The organism is Billgrantia lactosivorans (genome assembly GCF_003254665.1).
GTDB lineage: Bacteria > Pseudomonadota > Gammaproteobacteria > Pseudomonadales > Halomonadaceae > Halomonas > Halomonas lactosivorans.
Map to the genome: position 1 here is coordinate 437567 of NZ_QHGY01000002.1, position 17656 is coordinate 455222.

At 67.8% G+C, this 17656-nt stretch carries 15 protein-coding genes; 12 read left to right on the forward strand and 3 right to left on the reverse strand.

The genetic code is table 11. The features are described 5' to 3' along the window. The first annotated feature begins 19 nt into the window (after positions 1–19). The 5 genes from DIS04_RS07700 to DIS04_RS07720 all read left to right on the forward strand — a co-directional run bounded on the left by DIS04_RS07700 (position 20) and on the right by DIS04_RS07720 (position 4724). Entirely contained in the window at positions 20–823 is an 804-nt protein-coding gene (locus tag DIS04_RS07700; protein WP_111413184.1) for an enoyl-CoA hydratase/isomerase family protein, read from the forward strand. Between the two features lie 41 nt (positions 824–864). Beyond that, the gene (locus tag DIS04_RS07705; RefSeq protein WP_111413185.1) at positions 865–2142 is read left to right on the forward strand and encodes a benzoate/H(+) symporter BenE family transporter; all 1278 of its coding nucleotides are present in this window, start codon (positions 865–867) and stop codon (positions 2140–2142) included. A 39-nt stretch (positions 2143–2181) separates the two neighbouring features. Beyond that, entirely contained in the window at positions 2182–3156 is a 975-nt protein-coding gene (locus DIS04_RS07710) for an XdhC family protein (protein ID WP_111413186.1), read from the forward strand. Further along, a complete protein-coding gene (locus DIS04_RS07715) occupies positions 3146–3742 on the forward strand; it encodes a nucleotidyltransferase family protein (RefSeq protein ID WP_111413187.1) in 597 nt (198 codons plus the stop codon). Before DIS04_RS07710 ends, DIS04_RS07715 begins: the two co-directional genes overlap by 11 nt. 106 nt (positions 3743–3848) lie before the next feature. Further along, positions 3849–4724: a helix-turn-helix transcriptional regulator gene (locus tag DIS04_RS07720; protein WP_111413188.1), complete on the forward strand. Its 876-nt coding sequence runs from the start codon at positions 3849–3851 to the stop codon at positions 4722–4724. Positions 4725–4738: 14 nt separating this feature from the next. Here the strand turns inward: DIS04_RS07720 and tsaA are convergent, their stop codons facing one another. Then, positions 4739–5473, reverse strand: coding sequence for a tRNA (N6-threonylcarbamoyladenosine(37)-N6)-methyltransferase TrmO (gene tsaA / locus DIS04_RS07725; protein ID WP_245904519.1), 735 nt, complete (start codon positions 5471–5473; stop codon positions 4739–4741). 89 nt (positions 5474–5562) lie between these two features. On the opposite strand from tsaA, the gene DIS04_RS07730 reads away from it, so the two are divergent. Further along, positions 5563–6099 (forward strand): GNAT family N-acetyltransferase, encoded by a 537-nt coding sequence (locus DIS04_RS07730; protein WP_111413190.1) that lies wholly within the window; start codon positions 5563–5565, stop codon positions 6097–6099. 21 nt (positions 6100–6120) lie between these two features. Here the strand turns inward: DIS04_RS07730 and nadC are convergent, their stop codons facing one another. After that, positions 6121–6975: a carboxylating nicotinate-nucleotide diphosphorylase gene (gene nadC, locus DIS04_RS07735; RefSeq protein WP_111413191.1), complete on the reverse strand. Its 855-nt coding sequence runs from the start codon at positions 6973–6975 to the stop codon at positions 6121–6123. A 77-nt stretch (positions 6976–7052) separates the two neighbouring features. Between nadC and ampD the strand changes: the two genes are divergently transcribed. From ampD to DIS04_RS07765, 6 genes are all read left to right on the forward strand, one after another. Then, positions 7053–7649 carry a 1,6-anhydro-N-acetylmuramyl-L-alanine amidase AmpD gene (gene ampD, locus DIS04_RS07740; protein WP_111413192.1) on the forward strand — a complete coding sequence of 199 codons (597 nt, stop codon included), beginning with the start codon at positions 7053–7055 and terminating at the stop codon, positions 7647–7649. Positions 7650–7947: 298 nt separating this feature from the next. Continuing rightward, positions 7948–10620: a pyruvate dehydrogenase (acetyl-transferring), homodimeric type gene (aceE, locus tag DIS04_RS07745; protein ID WP_111413193.1), complete on the forward strand. Its 2673-nt coding sequence runs from the start codon at positions 7948–7950 to the stop codon at positions 10618–10620. A 61-nt stretch (positions 10621–10681) separates the two neighbouring features. Beyond that, positions 10682–12691: a pyruvate dehydrogenase complex dihydrolipoyllysine-residue acetyltransferase gene (gene aceF / locus DIS04_RS07750; protein ID WP_111413194.1), complete on the forward strand. Its 2010-nt coding sequence runs from the start codon at positions 10682–10684 to the stop codon at positions 12689–12691. A 235-nt stretch (positions 12692–12926) separates the two neighbouring features. Next, positions 12927–13583: an adenylate kinase gene (gene adk / locus DIS04_RS07755; RefSeq protein ID WP_111413195.1), complete on the forward strand. Its 657-nt coding sequence runs from the start codon at positions 12927–12929 to the stop codon at positions 13581–13583. Between the two features lie 120 nt (positions 13584–13703). Then, positions 13704–14405: a tRNA (adenosine(37)-N6)-threonylcarbamoyltransferase complex dimerization subunit type 1 TsaB gene (tsaB, locus tag DIS04_RS07760; protein WP_111413196.1), complete on the forward strand. Its 702-nt coding sequence runs from the start codon at positions 13704–13706 to the stop codon at positions 14403–14405. After that, on the forward strand, positions 14402–15097 hold the full coding sequence (locus DIS04_RS07765; RefSeq protein ID WP_111413197.1) for a class I SAM-dependent methyltransferase: 696 nt from the start codon (positions 14402–14404) through the stop codon (positions 15095–15097). The genes tsaB and DIS04_RS07765 overlap by 4 nt, the downstream gene beginning before the upstream one ends. A 33-nt stretch (positions 15098–15130) precedes the next feature. On the opposite strand, the gene plsB is transcribed toward DIS04_RS07765, so the two are convergent. Further along, positions 15131–17575: a glycerol-3-phosphate 1-O-acyltransferase PlsB gene (plsB, locus tag DIS04_RS07770; RefSeq protein WP_111413198.1), complete on the reverse strand. Its 2445-nt coding sequence runs from the start codon at positions 17573–17575 to the stop codon at positions 15131–15133. Positions 17576–17656 lie beyond the last annotated feature (81 nt).

A 17656-nucleotide genomic window follows, 5' to 3' on the forward strand; every position in this document is an offset into this window, starting at 1 on the left:
ACCGACAAGGAACCAAGACATGACTACCACCGACGTGAATACCATCCTGGCCAGCGACTTCGACGGCTTCAGGGTCCAGGTCGACGCCGAGGCCGAGCGCGCCGACATCATCCTCGGCCGTCCACCGCTCAACGTGATCTCGATGCCCCAGCGCGACGAGCTGCGCCGCGTGTTCGAGGCGCTGGATGCCCATGACGGCGTGCGCGTCATCGTGCTGCGCGCCGAGGGCGAGCACTTCTCCAGTGGTGGCGACATCAGGGGGTTCCTCGAGGCCTCGCCGGAACACGTCTCGATGCTCGCCGACAACGTGGCCGCCCCGGCGCGCTGCTCGAAGCCGGTGATCGCCGCCAATCGCGGCTACACCTTCGGTGTCGGCTTCGAGCTGTCGCTGGCCTGCGATTTCCGCATCGCCTCCGAGACGACCCTCTATGCCCTGCCGGAGCAGAAACTGGGGCAGATCCCGGGCTCGGGAGGCTCTGCCCGCCTGCAGAAGATCATCGGCATCGCCCGGACCAAGCACATGGTGATGCGCGCCAAGCGCATCGGCGGCGCCCAGGCACTGGCGTGGGGTATCGCCACCGAGTGCGTGCCCGATGCCCAGCTGGAGAGCGCTACCCAGGCGCTGGTGGATGAACTGCGCGGCTTTTCGCCGCTCGCCCAGCGCACCGCCAAGCGCCTGATCAACGACAATGAGGATGCACCGCTGTCGGTGGCCATCGAGATGGAAGGCCACTGCTACAGCCGGCTGCGCACCTCCAGCGACTTCCGCGAGGGTGTCGAGGCCTTCCATGCCAAGCGCCAGGCCGTCTTCACCGGTAAATGACCCTACCCCAAGACATAACAACAATCACCTGGAGAAATACCATGCAAGCACACGACAACAACGGGGCCGGCCCGATGCCAGGTGCAGTCGTGGACGCCAAGCGTCCGCTGCTCAAGGACCTGCCCCGGGTCTTCACGGCCAAGTCGATCAGTGCGGGCGTCGTCGCCGCACTGTTCGGTTGCTCGGGGCCGGCGCTGATCGTGATCAGTGCCGCCGAGGCCGGCAACCTGAGCAATGGCCAGACCGTGGCCTGGCTGTTCGCCATCTACTTTCTCGGTGGCCTGATCAGTCTGATCATGGCGTTGCGCTATCGTCAGCCGATCACCGGCGCCTACTCGATTCCCGGGGCGGCGATCTTGATCACCGCCCTGGCGGCGATTCCCTTCAACGAGGCGGTCGGCGCCTTCATCATGAGCGGGGCGATCGTGCTGGCGCTGGGCATCAGCGGGGTGGTCGGGCGCATCATGCGCTGGCTGCCGATGCCGATCGTCATGGCGATGATTGCCGGCGCCTTGATCCGCTTCGGCATCGGCGCGGTGAACGCGGTGGGTGCGGCCCCCTGGATCGCCGGCACGGCGGTGGTGGCCTTCTTCCTCAGCTCGCGCTTCATCAAGGCGGTGCCCCCGGTGCTGGTGGCGGCGGTAGTCGGCCTCGGCGTCGCCCTGGCGATGGGGGCCGTGCAACCTGCCGACGTGGACATCGCCTTCGTCGCGCCGCAGTTCACCGCGCCGAGCTTCACCCTGGGTGCCTTCCTGGCCATCTCCGTACCGCTGGCGGCACTGGTGATCGGGGCCGAGAATGCCCAGGCCACGGGGGTGCTGCTGGCCGAGGAGTACCGCCCTCCCGTCAACGCCATGACCATCATCAGCGGCATCGGTGGCATGCTCGCCGGCCTCTTCGGCGGCCACAACGCCAACATCGCCGGGCCGATGACCGCCATCTGCTCCTCCGAACAGGCCGGCGACGACAAGAGCACTCGCTACGGTGCCACCCTGGTGAACGGCGTACTGTTCTGTGCCTTCGGGCTCTTTGCCGGTGCGGCGGTGCCCTTCATCCTGGCGTTGCCTAGCGCCCTTATCGGCAGCGTGGCCGGCCTGGCGATGATCGGCGTGCTGCTGGCAGCCTTCCAGCATGCCTTCTCCCGGCATCGCGGCCATCAGGTCGGTGCCTTCGTGGCGCTGGTGGTGGCGATGAGCAACATCAGCCTGCTGGGGATCAGCTCCCCCTTCTGGGCACTGGTCTGCGGTATCGCGATCTCCCTGCTGCTGGGCGAGAAGACGCTGGATCCCGACACCGAGACGACCCAGGTGGCCGATTGAACGCGGCTGCATCATCGGTGGCCATGAGAGGGCGGAGCGATGCGTGACCTCGATCATCAGGTGATCACCCAGGCACTGGCCTGGGTCCGCGAGGGCCACCCGATCTGGCTGTGCACCGTGCTGTCGACCTATGGCTCGGCGCCACGTGGTCCCGGTGCCATGCTGGTGGCGCGTCGCGACGGTCGGTATGTCGGCTCGCTGTCCGGTGGCTGTGTCGAGGAGGCCTTCCTCGAGGAGCTCATCGCCGGCGATTTTTGCCGGGTGGTGACCCTGCGTCGCTACGGTGAAAGTCGTGAGCAGAGTCGACGCCTCGCCCTGCCCTGTGGCGGCGTGCTCGAGATACTGATCGAGCACCGGGCCCCCGACGCCGCCTGGCTGGCGCACCTCGAGGTGCTGCACCAGGCTTTGCACGGACAGCGCCGACTGGTGCGGCGTGTCGATGTCGAGGCCGGCGCCTTTCAGGCTCGCGATGATGACGTTGCCGAGGGGCCCGGCGTGGTGCGCCGGCCAGCGTCCGTCGACATCCGTATCGGACCCGTGCTGCGCCTGCTGCTGGCCGGCCTCTCGCCGGTGGCCGAGGCCTGTGCTCGCTTCGCCCAGGCGTTGGGCCACGAGGTGATCGTCTGCGACCCCCGCCCCGAAATGCGTGAAGACTTCGTGGCAGAGGGAGTTACGGTGGTGCCGCAGTTGCCGTCGGCCTACATCGGCGCCGGAGGCTGCCATGCGGCAACCGCGGTGGTGGCCTTGACCCATGATCCGCGCATCGATGATCTGGCCATGATCGAGGCAGTGCGTACCGAGGCTTTCTATATCGGCGTGATGGGCTCGCGCCGGACCTCGGATGCCCGCGCCACGCGGCTGCTGCGTTCCGGAGGACTGTCCCAGGCCGACATCGATCGCATTCACATGCCGATCGGCCTCGATCTCGGCAGCAAGACCCCGGCCGAGATCGCCCTGGCCGTGATGGCCGATATCGTGCGGGTCTACCACGGGAAAGCGCGCGATGCGCTCTGACGCCGTCGTTGCCCTGGTGCTGGCAGCCGGTCGGGCGCGCCGCTTCGGCAACGACAAGCGCTTGGCGCACCTGCCACGGCGTGGGCCGCTGCTGGCCGCCACGCTGGCGAGTCTCCGGCCACATTTCGGCGAGATTCGAGTAGTGGTGGGCATCGAGGACGATCCCGTCCATCTGGGCATTGCCAAGGATGTCGGCACTGTTGTCGCCGAGACGGCAGAACAGGGCATGGGGGCCAGCCTCGCCGCCGGTATCCGCGCACTGAGCAGCGAGAGCCAAGCCCTTGCGGTGGCGGTGATGCTGGGCGATATGCCTTGGTTGAGCGGGGATACCTTGGCGCTATTGTGCTCAAGGGCCAGTGAACGGGCGATCGTGCGGCCCTTCTACCGCGGGCAGGGTGGGCACCCGGTACTGTTCGGCCGGTGTTTCTGGGGCTCGCTCGAGCCGCTGACCGACGACGAGGGAGCTCGCAGCGTGGTGCGGCGACATCGGGCTGACTGCATCGAGATCGCGGTTCAGGACCCGGGCGTCGTGCAGGATGTGGACCGTCCATGGGATCTCGACTGGGCAAGGCGTAATGGCCGCTGAGGGGCTTGCCATGCGACTTTGGTCTGGCTACAGCCGTTGCACGAGGAAGAGATGGTAGGCTGACTGGTTACCAGGATGCATATAACCTTCCACTGACGAGGACGTCATGTCGAGTGCCCACCGCATCTTGCATGGCGAGTTTGGTCGCGTTGCCCTGCTGGACATGGATGAGTCGCTGGTGCCCCACGCGCATTCCGAATGCCATGTACTGCTCAAGGTCTACGGGGAGGATACCTACTTTTCCGTGCGTGATCACCGCTTGCCGCTGACCGACAGGACGGCGGTGCTCATCAATGCCTGGGAGCCGCATTTCTACGCTCACCAGAGCGGTGCCGCTGATACTCTGATCCTGGCTCTCTACATCGAACCGAGCTGGCTGGCGGCCTTGCAGCGCGGCTTGGCGCTCAGCGGCCGGCCCGACTTCTTCTCCAGCCCCTGCATCGAACTCACCCCCCACATGCGGCATCATGCCGACTTGCTGATCGATGCCATGTTCTCCTTCGGGCTGGTGCCCCAGAATACTCTGGAAGAGCTGCTGTTTAATTTGCTTATCGGGATCACCGAGAAACATTCCGAACTGCGCCACCTTGCCAGGCTACGAGTGGGTGTTGCCAGTGATTTCTACGATGGCCGAATCCGCCAGGCGAGTCAGTTCATTCTCGACCATCCCCAGGGGGAGCTGGACATGGAAGGCATCGCCCGCCAGTGCGGTCTTTCCCGGGCGCATTTCTTTACCCTGTTCAAGCAGAACACCGGCATGACACCGCAGATGTTTGCCAATATCGGCAAGATGCAGATGGCGTTCCGCTGCCTCTCAGACAATCGCTCTGGCACCCTGGGTAACTTGTCGGAATCCTTGGGTTTCTCTGAACAGGGGCACTTCACCCGCTTCTTTCGCCGCCATATCGGGGCCTCACCGAGTCAATACCGAAAGGTTATCGACAATTATCATTCCAAGAGCATGAGCGATCGCGGCATGTAAATGACCGTGAAATGCTAATTCTCGCTGACGATTTGGATCACGTGCATTCTCGGCCTGCCCGCTAGTGCTGGGCTTTCTACTTGGAAGCGCACGTCGACATCGCGCAGGCGCACGCCATAGAGTCTTTCTTCCGCCCCCTGGCGATAGGCCGGGCGCGGATCCTGGGCCAGCACCTGGCGGATCAGTTCGCGCAGCGAGGCGGCGTCGTCGCGTGCGGCCAGCGCCGCCTCGGCCTCGGCGCTGAAGCGCACCTCCAACTGCGGTGGCGCCTCGGGGGCGTAGCCGGCGCGTGCCTCGGGCCGCGCCTCGACCCAGGGCAGGTAGGGCTTGATGTCGAGCACCGGGGTGCCGCTGACCAGGTCGCAGCCGCCCAGCACCAGGCGCACCCCCCGGCGGGTATCGATCTCGAGGAGCTCCACCAACGACAGCCCCAGGCGGTTGGGGCGGTGCGTGCTGCGGCTGGCGAACACCCCGACCCTGGCGTTGCCGCCGAGTCGCGGAGGGCGCACCAGCGGCGTCCAGCGCTCGGGGCTGTGGTGGAAGACGAAGGTCAGCCACAGGTGGCTGAAGGCGTCGAGACCGCGCACCGTCAGGGGGTCGTCGTAGGGAGGAAGAAGCATCAGCTCAGCGTGGGCAGCCGAGGCCAGCCCGGGCTGGCGCGGCACGCCGAACTTGTCGGGAAAGTCGCTCTCGATGCGGCCGACGGGCTGCATCGGGTAGCCGGCGGCGGGTGACGATGGGCTGGTCATGGCGTTGCATTATGCCCGCCATTGGCCCCGGCGGCGAGCTTGTGTACCCTGCATGCCGAGTCGGGTCACGCGAGGCATGGGCAGGCAGGATGGAACCAATGACGACGAACGATACGCCATCTCCCACGTCCGGCGCGCCACGGATTCTCTACCGTCAGGCCCGGGCGCGCGACGGGGCGGATCAGGCCGAGGTCTTCCATCACGCCGTGATGCAGGGCGCGGCCGCTCACTACAGCGTGGAGGAGCGCGAGGCATGGGCGGCGACGATGCCGCGTGAGGGCAGCGTGTGGGCCGCGCGCCAGGCGCTCTACACGACGCTGATCGCCGCCTGCGACGGGCGCTGCGTGGGGTTCCTGGAACTGGACCTTCCCAAGGGCCATGTCCAGACCCTCTATGTCTGGCCTTCGCTGGCGCGGCGGGGCATCGGCTCGACCCTGCTGGTGCACGCCGAGCGGCTGCTGCTGGAGCATGGCCATGGGCGCGTCACCCTCGATGCCAGCCGCATGCTGGCCGAGAGCCTGTCGCGCCGCGGCTGGCACGACCTCGGCGTGGAATGGATCACGCGGGAGGGAGTGAAGCTCGAGCGAAGGCGCCTGGAGAGGCGCCTGTCGGCGATAGAGACGTAACGCTACCCGCGACGGCCCGGCTCAGGCGTCGCGCAGCTGGGTGATGCGCATCGACAGGTCGATCGCCTTGACGTCCTTGGTCAGGGCGCCGCTGGAGATGCAATCGACGCCGGCCTCGGCGATCCGGCGCAGGGTCGATTCGTCGACATTGCCCGAGGCCTCCAGGGTGGCGCGGCCGGCATTGCGCTGCACCGCCTCGCGCATGTCCTCGAGGCTGAAGTTGTCCAGCATGACGATGTCGGCGCCGGCGGCCAGCGCCTGGTCGAGTTCCTCGAAGTTCTCCACCTCCACCTCCACCGGCAGGTCCCGGGCGATGCCGCGCGCTTCCTTGACCGCGGCGGCGATGCTGCCGCAGGCGGCGATGTGGTTCTCCTTGATCAGAAAGGCGTCGTAGAGGCCGATGCGGTGGTTGTGCCCGCCGCCGCAGGTCACCGCGTACTTCTGCGCCAGGCGCAGGCCGGGCAGGGTCTTGCGGGTGTCGAGCAGGCGCACGCCGGTGCCGGCGAGCAGGTCGACGTAGTGGCGCGTGCGGGTGGCGGTGGCGGAGAGCGTCTGCAGCAGGTTGAGCGCGGCGCGCTCACCGGTCAGCAGGCGGCGTGCCGGGCCCTCGATCTCGAGGAAGCACTGGTCGGCCTCCAGGCGGTCGCCGTCGGCGGCGCTCCAGCGCAGACGAATGCTCGGATCGAGGCGGCGGTAGATCTCCTCGACCCAGGCCACGCCGCACAGGACCGCCGGCTCGCGCGTCATCACCTGCGCGGTGGCCCACTTCGACTCGGGGATCAGTTGCGCGGTGATGTCGCCGGGGCCGACGTCTTCGGCCAGCAGGTGGGCGGCGGCTTCGCGGATCGCTTCGGCAAGGGCGTCCTGATAGTGCATGGCAGGCCTTTTCATGTTCATGGAGCGTCGGGAGGGTCATTATAGGGAATCCAGCTCCAGGACGTCAGGGGAACGAGATGAGAATCGAGCAAGGCTGGCTGGCCGGTGCCCGGCACGTACCGTCACCCAACCAGGATGCGCGGCCCGAGGAAGAGATCTCGGCGGTCGTGCTGCATTCGATCAGCCTGCCGCCCGGCGAATTCGGCGGCGAGCACATCGAGCGGCTGTTCACCAATGCGCTGGATGCCACGGCCCACCCCTTCTTCAGCGCCATCGTCCAGCTGCGGGTGTCGGCCCATCTGCTCATTCGCCGCGACGGCGAGTGCGTGCAGTTCGTGCCCTTCGAGCGGCGCGCCTGGCACGCCGGTCGCTCGTGCTGGATCGACGAGGGGCGAGCGCGTCGCGCGCTGAATGACTTCACCGTGGGCATCGAGCTGGAAGGGGACGAGGTCCACGCCTATCGCGATGCCCAGTATCGGACCCTGGCCGAGGTCATGCAGGCGCTGATGGTGAGCTACCCTGAGGTGAAGCCCGCGCGCATCACCAGCCACGCGCGAATCGCGCCGCTGCGCAAGAGCGACCCCGGCCCCGCCTTCGACTGGGCCTACTTTCGCCAGTGTCTCAAGGCGTTGGGAGCCAGGGGGGGGGAAGCCAGGTCGAAGGAGGGTCGGTAATCATACGGTAGTTTTATTACATTTCGGGCGCGGCCGTGAGTGAGGCGGGAATAGTTGTCGTAACATCTTGTGTTGCAATGCAATATTGTGCCTGTGGAAAAGAATTCCATTCCTCCGAGATTGGCAGGGAGGCCACTTTACGGTATGTTCTACGCCATTCGTTGTATGCGCTTCTGTAAAATGACTACAACAGCCGCGTCGCGGCCTGACATTCCCCTGATCGTCAGTTGCATCGACCTGTCCCGTGCTCACCCGCATGGGGCGACCTGACATCACATTGTCACTCGGAGAGACGTCTATGAGTCTGGAGGCAAGAGAAGATTTCGATCCGGTCGAAACCACGGAATGGCTGGATTCCCTGGAGTCGGTCCTGGATCGTGAGGGCGAGGAACGCGCCCGGTTCCTGCTGTCACGCCTGGCCGACCGGCTGCGCCGCGACGGCATGCAGGCACCCTTCTCGGTGACGACGCCGCATCGCAACACCATCCCGGTGCATCGTGAAGCGCCGATGCCGGGCGACCTGTTCATGGAGCGACGCATCCGCTCGCTGATCCGCTACAACGCCATCGCTCAGGTCATCCGCAACAACCGCGCCAATCCGGGCCTGGGTGGCCATATCGCGAGCTTCATGTCCGCCGCCACGCTCTACGACGTCGGCTTCAACCACTTCTTCCGCGCGCCCAACGGCGACTTCGAGGGCGACCTGGTCTACATCCAGGGCCACGTGGCGCCGGGCGTGTACGCGCGCGCCTACCTGGAAGGACGCCTCACCGAGGCGCAGATGGACAAGTATCGCCAGGAAGTCGACGGTGACGGCCTCTCCTCCTATCCGCATCCCTGGCTGATGCCGGACTTCTGGCAGTTCCCCACCGTTTCCATGGGCCTCGGCCCGATCCAGGCGATCTACCAGGCCCACGTGATGAAGTACCTCGATTCGCGCGAGCTCAGGAGCATGCACGATCGCAAGATCTGGTGCTTCATGGGCGACGGCGAGTGCGACGAGCCGGAATCGCTGGGCGCCATTCACCTGGCCAGCCGCGAGAAGCTCGACAACCTGATCTTCGTCGTCAACTGCAACCTGCAGCGCCTGGACGGCCCGGTGCGCGGCAACGGCCGCATCATCGACGAGCTCGAAGGGGTCTTCCGCGGTGCCGGCTGGAACGTGCTCAAGGTGGTCTGGGGCCGGCTGTGGGACCCGCTGTTCGAGAAGGACAAGAAGGGCATCCTGCAGAAGCGCATGGACGAGGCGGTCGACGGCGAGTACCAGAACTACAAGGCCATCGACGGCGGCTACACCCGCGAGCACTTCTTCGGCAAGTACCCGGAAACCGCCGAGATGGTCAAGGACATGTCCGACGAGGACATCTGGCGACTCAACCGCGGCGGCCACGATCCGTTCAAGGTCTACGCGGCCTACCACGAGGCGGTGAACAACGCCAACGGCCGTCCCACCGTGATCCTGGCGCACACCGTCAAGGGCTACGGCATGGGCAGCGGCGAGGGCGAGGCCTCCATGGAAGCCCACCAGGTCAAGACCATGGAATACGAGGCGCTGCGCAAGTTCCGCGACCGCTTCGGCATTCCGCTGACCGACGAGCAGCTCAAGGAGGTGCCGTACTACAAGCCGGACGACGACTCGCCCGAGCTCAAGTACATGCACCTGCAGCGCGAGCGCCTGGGCGGCTACCTGCCGCAGCGCCGCAGCGACTTCGAGGCGCTGACGATCCCCAGCCTCGAGGACAAGACCTTCGCCACCCAGCTGGCCGGTTCCAAGGGGCGCGAGATCTCCACCACCATGGCCTTCGTGCGCATCCTCAACGGCCTGGTGAAGGACAAGAAGATCGGCCAGCAGGTGGTGCCGATCGTGCCCGACGAGGCGCGCACCTTCGGCATGGAGGGCATGTTCCGCCAGCTCGGCATCTACACCTCCGAAGGCCAGAAGTACGAGCCCGTCGACAAGGGCCAGATCATGTTCTACCGCGAGGACAAGAAGGGCCAGATCCTCGAGGAGGGCATCACCGAGGCCGGCGCGATGTCGGCGTGGATCGCCGCGGCCACCTCGTACAGCAACCACAACCTGCCGCTGCTGCCGTTCTACATCTACTACTCGATGTTCGGCTTCCAGCGCATCGGCGACCTGGCCTGGGCCGCCGGCGACCTGCAGGCGCGGGGCTTCCTGGTCGGCGGCACCGCCGGGCGCACCACGCTCAACGGCGAGGGCCTGCAGCACCAGGACGGCCACAGCCACCTGCAGGCGGCGACCATCCCCAACTGCCGCAGCTACGACCCGACCTACGCCCACGAGGTCGCGGTGATCGTCCAGGATGGCCTGAAGCGCATGTTCGCCGACAAGGAGAACTGCTTCTACTACCTGACGGTGATGAACGAGAACTACGAGCACCCCGAGCTCGAGGACGTTCCCGCCGAGGACATCATCAAGGGCATGTACCTGCTGCGCGAGCACCAGGGCGACAAGGGCCACGTGCAGCTGCTCGGCTCCGGCACCATCCTGCGCGAGGTGGAGGCGGCCGCGAAGATGCTCGCCGAGGAGTGGGGCGTCGGCGCCGACGTGTGGAGCGTGACCAGCTTCAACGAGCTGCGTCGCGAGGCGCTGCTGCTCGAGCGCGAGGCCTTCGTCAACGCCGCCGAGGAGCCGGTCAAGCCCCACGTCACCCGCTGCCTGGAAGGGCGCAAGGGGCCGGCCATCGCCTCGACCGACTACATGCGGCTGTTCGCCGACCAGGTCCGCGCCTGGGTGCCGACCGACTACCATGTCCTGGGCACCGACGGCTACGGCCGCTCCGATACCCGCGAGAAGCTGCGCCATTTCTTCGAGGTCGATCGCTACTTCGTCACCGTGGCGTCGCTCAAGGCGCTGGCCGACCGCGGCGAGCTGGATCGCAAGGTCGTCGCCGAGGCGATCAAGAAGTACGGCATCGATCCCAACAAGCCCAACCCGCTGACGAGCTGATCCGGTGGCCAGGCGGGCACGAGCCCGCCTGTTCCAGGCACGATTTGGAAGGAGCGCGACCTTGAGTAGCGAAATCATAAAAGTTCCAGACATCGGCGGCAGCGAAGACGTCGAGATCATCGAAATCGCGGTGTCCGAGGGGGACGTGATCCAGCCCGAGGACACCCTGATCACGCTGGAGTCCGACAAGGCCAGCATGGACGTGCCGTCGCCCAAGGGCGGCAAGGTCGTTCGCGTGCTGGTGAAGGAGGGCGACACCGTCTCCGAGGGCGACGACATCGTCGAGCTCGAGGTGGAGGGTAGCGGTGGCGGCGGCGGCGATGAGGAGAAGGCCGAAAGGGCCGAGCCCAAGCGCGACGAGGCCCCCGCCGCGCAACGGGCCGCCGAAGAGAAGCCGGCGGCGAAGAAGGCCTCCGGCGGCGGCAAGCGCACCGTCGAGGTCAGGGTGCCCGACCTGGGTGGCTCGGAGAACGTCGAGATCATCGAAGTGGCCGTTGCCGAGGGCGATGAGGTGGGCGAGGAAGACACCCTCATCACCCTGGAGTCGGACAAGGCCTCCATGGACGTGCCCAGCCCCTACACCGGCAAGCTGGTGTCCCTCACCGTCAAGGAGGGCGATACCGTCTCCGAGGGCGACGTGATCGGCACCATGGAAATCGCCGGCGAAGGCGGCGAAGAGACCGAGCCGGAAGCCGTCGAGTCCACCGCGGAGCCCGCCGAACAGGCCGAGGCCCCGGCCGAGGAAGAGGCGACGAGCGGCGAGCCCGAGCGCAAGGAGATCCGCGTGCCGGATCTCTCCGGCTCTAGCGACGTGCCGATCATCGAGATCGCCGTCAGCGCCGGCGACGAGGTGAACGAGGAGGACCCGCTGATCACGCTGGAGTCCGACAAGGCCTCGATGGACGTGCCGAGCCCCTACAAGGGCAAGCTGATCGAGCTCACCGTCAAGGAGGGCGACACCGTCTCCGAGGGCGACCTGATCGGCTATATCGAGGTGGCGGGCGCCAAGCCGCGGGCGGCGACGCCCAAGGCCAGCCAGGCGCCGAGCGAGGCGAGCGAGCAGCCGGCCTCGTCGACCCAGGCCAAGCCGACGCCATCCGGCACGCCGAGCCCCGAGGCGCAGATGGCGGCCCACAAGCCGCGCGACGGCAAGCTGGTCCACGCCGGCCCCGCGGTGCGCATGCTGGCCCGCGAGCTGGGCGTCGACCTGGGGCGGGTCAAGCCGAGTGGCCCCAAGGAGCGCGTGCTCAAGGAGGACGTCCACGCCTACGTCAAGCAGGTGATGGCGGGCCAGGCCAAGGCGCCGGCCGCCGCGCCGGCGGCGACCGGCGGTGCCGGCATCCCGCCGGTGCCGGACCAGGACTTCAGTCAGTTCGGCGAGGTGGAAGAGAAGCCGATGGGGCGCCTGCTCAAGATGGGCGCGACCAACCTGCACCGCAGCTGGCTCAACGTGCCCCACGTGACCCAGTTCGACGAGGCCGACATCACCGAGCTGGAGGCCTTCCGCAAGTCGATGAAGGCCGAGGCCGAGGCCCAGGGCGCCAAGCTCACGCCGCTGCCGTTCCTGATCAAGGCGTGCGCCTTCGCCCTGCGCAAGTACCCGCAGTTCAACGTCAGCCTCAAGAGCGACGGCGAGACCCTGGTGTGGAAGAAGTACGTCCACATCGGCGTCGCCGTCGATACCCCGGACGGGCTGATGGTGCCGGTGATCCGCGACGCCGACAAGAAGTCGCTGATCGAGTTGGCCAAGGAGAGCGTCGAGCTGGCCGGCAAGGCGCAGTCGAAGAAGCTCAAGCGCGAGGAGATGACCGGTGGCTGCTTCACCATCTCGAGCCTGGGTTCCATCGGCGGCACCGCCTTCACGCCCATCGTCAACGCCCCGGAGGTGGCCATCCTCGGCGTCTCCAAGGCGCAGATGAAGCCGGTGTGGAACGGCGCCGACTTCGAGCCGCGGCTGATGATGCCGCTGTCGCTCTCCTACGACCACCGGGCCGTGAACGGCGCCGATGCCGCGCGCTTTACCGCCTTCCTGGCCGCGGCACTGAGCGATATCCGACGGTTGCTGATGTAACCATCGCCCGCCACGTCATCGACGGCGCCCTGCGGGGCGCCGTCGATGTTTGGGTATCCACCTTCGGCGGGATACCAAAGTGCAACCCGGCCTTAATTGGCTGAAAATGCAGTCGCTTTGAGGCGTCAGGCGAGGCTTTGCGGTAGCCCGTGGTTGTCTGCCGCCGCTGGCGCGGTTATCGTTCATGACATTCCGTTTACCCACAAGAATTCCCACTCTCTCGAGGAGCAGCTAGATGCGTTTGATCCTGTTGGGCGCGCCGGGTGCCGGCAAGGGTACCCAGGCCCAGTTCATCTGCGAGCGCTACAAGATTCCGCAGATTTCCACCGGCGACATGCTGCGTGCGGCGGTCAAGGAGGGCAGCGAACTGGGGCTGAAGGTCAAGGAGATCATGACCAGCGGTGGCCTGGTGTCCGACGATCTCATCATCTCGCTGGTCAAGGAGCGCATCGCCCAGCCCGATTGCGAGAACGGCTTCCTGTTCGACGGCTTCCCGCGCACCATTCCCCAGGCGGATGCGATGAAGGAGGCGGGGGTCAAGATCGACCACGTGCTCGAGATCGCCGTGGCGGACGAGGAGATCGTCAAGCGCCTGGCCGGGCGTCGCGTGCATCCGGGCTCCGGCCGGGTCTACCACGTCGAGTACAACCCGCCCAAGCAGGAAGGCAAGGACGACATCACCGGCGAGCCGCTGATTCAGCGTGACGACGACCGCGAAGCCACCGTGCGCAACCGCCTGGCGGTCTACCACGAGCAGACCGCGCCGCTGGTCGACTACTACCAGCAGTGGGCCCGGGAGGAGCCTGACACGGCCCCGGCCTACCATCGTGTCGAGGGGGTCGGCAGCGTCGACGAGATCACCCGCAAGGTGGTCGAGGCGCTGGACGGCTGACCCCTCCTCAGGTCGCTTCTGTCATGGCCCCCTTCGGCGGGCCATCGTCGTCCTGGGCCATCGTCGCGTGCGGCGCGGCGGCGTATAATGGTTCGCCCATGTTCTGACGCGAATCCACCTATGCCGACTCTGCTGGCCCTCGACGCCTCCTCCAGCGCCTGCTCCGCCGCCCTGCTGATCCAGCATGGCGGCGGCGCGCCGAGGCTCGTGTCCCGCTTTGCCCTGACCCCCCGCGAACATACCCGCCGCCTGCTGCCGATGGTCGACGAGGTGCTGGCCGAAGCGGGGGTTTCCACCATTCAGTTGGACGCCGTGGCCTACGGGCGCGGTCCCGGCTCCTTCACCGGGCTGCGCATTGCCGCCGGCGCGGCCCAGGGGCTGGCCTACGGGCTTGAGCGTCCCTTGCTGGGCGTCTCCACCCTCGAAGCGCTGGCGCTGGCGGCACATCGACATCATGGCGTCGAGTACGTTGCCACCGCGCTGGACGCGCGCATGGGCGAGATCTACGCCGGCGCCTGGCGCTGCCGGGACGGCAACGTCGAAGCGCTGCTCGCGGAGGCAGTGATGTCACCGCAGCGACTGCAGCTGCCGCCAGCGGGAGCGGACGGCTGGTACGGCATCGGCTCCGGCTGGACGCTGTGGGAGGCGATGCCGGCCGAGGTACAGGCCGTGGTGGGCCGGTGCGATAGCGAGGCCGAGCCGGCCGCGGAAGAGATGGTGCTGCTGGCGGCACGTCAATACGCCGCCGGCGAGCGAACCGCCCCTCACGAAGCGCAGCCGATCTATCTGCGCGATCAGGTGGCGTGGCAGAAGGGCGGATGAGCAACGTGGATGGCGCGGCGCTCGTCCTGCGGCAAGAGGAGGGCGCCCTGGTGCTGGCCGGTGATCCGGCGCGCTACGGCAAGCCGCTCAGGGTCGATTTCGCCGAGGGGCGGGCCGCCCATCGGCGCCGCTTCGGCGGCGGCCGCGGTCAGCTCATCGCACGCGCCTGCGGCCTTGCGTCAGGCATTACCCCGAGCGTGATCGATGCCACCGCCGGGCTGGGGCGCGACGCCTTCGTGCTGGCGAGCCTCGGTGCCGAGGTGCTGCTGATCGAGCGCGTGGCGGCGATCCACGCCCTGCTGGAGGACGGCCTGGCGCGTGCGGCCCGCGACCCGGAGGTGGCGGCGATCGTCGCGCGCATGCAGCTGGTGCGGGGCGACGCCGCCCGCGAGCTCGCCTCGCTGGTCGCCGCCAGCACGCTGGCGCCCCAGGTCATCCACCTCGACCCCATGTTTCCCCACCGCGAGAAGTCGGCGCTGGTGAAGAAGGAGATGCGCCTGTTCCGCGAGCTCGCCGGCGACGATGATGACGCGCCGCGCCTGCTCGAGGCGGCGCTGGACGTGGCCACGCATCGCGTGGCGGTCAAGCGGCCGCGCAGGGCGCCGCCCATTGCGGGCCCGGCGCCGCAGCACGTCATCGAAGGCAAGACCAGCCGCTACGATCTCTACGTGCACCGCTCTCTCAAGGGCTGAGTCGCCCGTTCGTTGTCGCCGCCGCCGAAACCGCTACTCGCCCTGGCTGATCAGCTGCAGGCGATGGCGCAGTGCCGGGTCGTACAGCTGGCCGGTGCGCTGGGCGGCGCTGCGCAGCCGTTCGTCGAACCACAGCCGCTCCTCCCGCTCCCAGATCCAGCCTTCCGCCTCCAGGCTCTCGATCAGGCTGGCGAACAGCTTGCGGTCGAAGAACTCGGGGGCATCGCGCCCGGTGAGCAGCGCCAGTCGCTCGGTCAGCTGTCGGCTGCGTTCGGCCAGGGCCTCGCGACCCAGGGTACCGGGCGGCTGGTCGAGCAGGATCGCCAGCAGCAGGTAGCCGCGCTCCAGCGAGGGCTGCATCAGCCTTGCCAGCAGGCGCAGCTGCTCGCCGGCTTCCAGCGCGCCGGGGCGTTGCCAGCCGTCCGGCTGGGGCTGCAACAGGCCCTGCTGGCACAACGCCTCCAGCATCGTCGGCAGGTCACGTGCCAGCGCCGCGGGCTCGAGGAACAGCTCGCGGGCCAGGATCGGCCAGGGAGGGCCGAGCTGTGCCTGCAGGCTCTCGAGGTCGTGGCGCGGGGCGTGACGGAAGGCGAAGGCGGTCAGGCCGGCCAGGGCGAAGAGATGCAGCACGTTGTTGCGGTACCACACCAGCAGGCTCGCCTGTTCCGCCGTCGCCGTCAGTATGTCGCCCAGCGCCTGGGGGCGACGCTCGATCATCCCCAGCGCCACCACCTGATCGATCCACGCGTCGGGTTCTCCCTGGGGCAGGCTGACGTGCGCCCCGCCGGGACATTGGCGCTGCAGGGCGGCCAGCAGGGCGAGCTGGCGCGACATCAGGCTGGCCTCGATGGCGTGATGTGGCGTCGCCAGCAGTACCAGCGCCACCAGGTTGACCGGGTTGAGCGCCGCCGCGGCGTTGATGCGCCGGGCCAGTTCGTCGCCGAGCCGCGGCACGGCCTGGTTCAGCCAGGCCGGCCTGGCCTGGGCGAGGTCGTCCCGCCAGCCCGGCGAGGCATCGTCGAGCCAGGCGCCGAGCCTGAGCGGCTCGCCGACGTTGACCGCGACCTTGCCGAACGGCTGGCGCAGCTTGCCGAGCACGCGCAGCAGCGCCAGCGGCGACTCCTTGCGCTTCTTGCCGCCGCGTAGCTCACGCTGGTAGCTGGCATTCTCGATGATGCGCTCGTAACCGACATAGACGGGCACGAAGGCGAGCCGGGGCGGGCTGGTGCCGGCCGCGCTGCGGCGGTACGAGCGCAGCGTCATCGCCAGCATGCCGGGGCGCGGCGAGAGCATGCGGCCGCTGCGCGAGCGGCCGCCCTCGATGAAGTACTCCAGCGGATGGCCGCGTTCCAGCAGGCGGTGCAGGTATTCATTGAAGACCGCGGCGTAGAGCGGCTTGTCGCGAAAGCTGCGGCGCAGGAAGAAGGCCCCGCCACGGCGCAGCAGCGGGCCGATCAGCGGCATGTCGAGGTTGCGCCCGGCGGCGATGTGCGGCGGCATCAGGCCGTCGCGGTAGAGCACGTAGGAGAGCAGCAGGTAGTCGATATGGCTGCGGTGGCAGGGCACATAGACCAGCGCATGGTCGCCGGCCAGCGCCTTGACCCGCTCCAGGCCGCGGACCTCGACGCCGTCGTAGAGCCGGTTCCACAGCCGGCGCAGCAGGCCGTCCATGAAGCGCAGCACGGGGTAGGTCATGTTGGAGGCGATCTCGCGGCCATAGCGCAGCGCGCGCCGCTGGAGCCGCTCGGGCGAGCGCTTCTCGGCTGCCGCCAGCTCGTCGATGACCCGGCGTACCTCGGGGCTGGCCGCCACGCCCTCGATCAGGGTGCGGCGATGTGAGAGATCGGGCCCGAGCACGCGGGTGCGCATGCGCCGGAAGTGGACGCGCAGCAGCCGGGCGCTCTTGCGGTTGGCGACGGCGGGGCCGCGCGCGTCGAGCAGGTCGCGCAGCCTGAGCGGCGCGCCGAAGTGCACCTCCACGTTCTTGCCGTTGATCAGTACCGACAGCGCCCGGCGCAGCCTGCCGGTCAACTGCCAGCTATCGGCCGCCAGCAGCCGCCAGAAGCCGAAGCGCTTACCCGGCGCACGCCCCCAGAACACGCTCACCGGGACGAGCTGGATGTCGGCCCCGGGATGCTCGGCCAGGTAATCAAGGGCCTGGCGGAAGGGGGCCTCCAGCGCGCGGCTGCCTCGCCACAGGCGGCGCTGTCGGGCAGGCAACGCGACGCTGGCCGGCAGGTCGAGCCCCTCCAGTCGGAGCCTGCCGCGTGCCGGCGGTAGCCCGTGGCGCCGGGTCAGGACATCGAGCAGCAGGGCATCGGAGAGTGCCGGATGGGGCAGCACGTAGAGCGTGGGTCGCGCGGGGTCGAGGGGCAGGTCGCCGGGGTCGGGCTCGATGAGGCGGGTCTCGACCCAGGCCTGGATCAAGCCCTTCAGCGGGGCATGCAGTGCAGCGAGCAGAGTGTGGGCTAGGGCCATCCGGTTGCCTCGACGTCGATCCGAGGGGCCAGTATAGCCATGCCGCCACGTTGGGGTCAGGTGCTTTCCCTCGACGCACAA

Bases quoted from the DNA above. Each gene is read 5' to 3' on its own strand.
- DIS04_RS07700 (WP_111413184.1), top strand. From the start codon at position 20: ATGACTACCACCGACGTGAATACCATCCTGGCCAGCGACTTCGACGGC.
- DIS04_RS07705 (WP_111413185.1), top strand. From the start codon at position 865: ATGCAAGCACACGACAACAACGGGGCCGGCCCGATGCCAGGTGCAGTC.
- DIS04_RS07710 (WP_111413186.1), top strand. From the start codon at position 2,182: ATGCGTGACCTCGATCATCAGGTGATCACCCAGGCACTGGCCTGGGTC.
- DIS04_RS07715 (WP_111413187.1), top strand. From the start codon at position 3,146: ATGCGCTCTGACGCCGTCGTTGCCCTGGTGCTGGCAGCCGGTCGGGCG.
- DIS04_RS07720 (WP_111413188.1), top strand. From the start codon at position 3,849: ATGTCGAGTGCCCACCGCATCTTGCATGGCGAGTTTGGTCGCGTTGCC.
- tsaA (WP_245904519.1), bottom strand. From the start codon at position 5,473: ATGACCAGCCCATCGTCACCCGCCGCCGGCTACCCGATGCAGCCCGTC.
- DIS04_RS07730 (WP_111413190.1), top strand. From the start codon at position 5,563: ATGGAACCAATGACGACGAACGATACGCCATCTCCCACGTCCGGCGCG.
- nadC (WP_111413191.1), bottom strand. From the start codon at position 6,975: ATGCACTATCAGGACGCCCTTGCCGAAGCGATCCGCGAAGCCGCCGCC.
- ampD (WP_111413192.1), top strand. From the start codon at position 7,053: ATGAGAATCGAGCAAGGCTGGCTGGCCGGTGCCCGGCACGTACCGTCA.
- aceE (WP_111413193.1), top strand. From the start codon at position 7,948: ATGAGTCTGGAGGCAAGAGAAGATTTCGATCCGGTCGAAACCACGGAA.
- adk (WP_111413195.1), top strand. From the start codon at position 12,927: ATGCGTTTGATCCTGTTGGGCGCGCCGGGTGCCGGCAAGGGTACCCAG.
- tsaB (WP_111413196.1), top strand. From the start codon at position 13,704: ATGCCGACTCTGCTGGCCCTCGACGCCTCCTCCAGCGCCTGCTCCGCC.
- DIS04_RS07765 (WP_111413197.1), top strand. From the start codon at position 14,402: ATGAGCAACGTGGATGGCGCGGCGCTCGTCCTGCGGCAAGAGGAGGGC.
- plsB (WP_111413198.1), bottom strand. From the start codon at position 17,575: ATGGCCCTAGCCCACACTCTGCTCGCTGCACTGCATGCCCCGCTGAAG.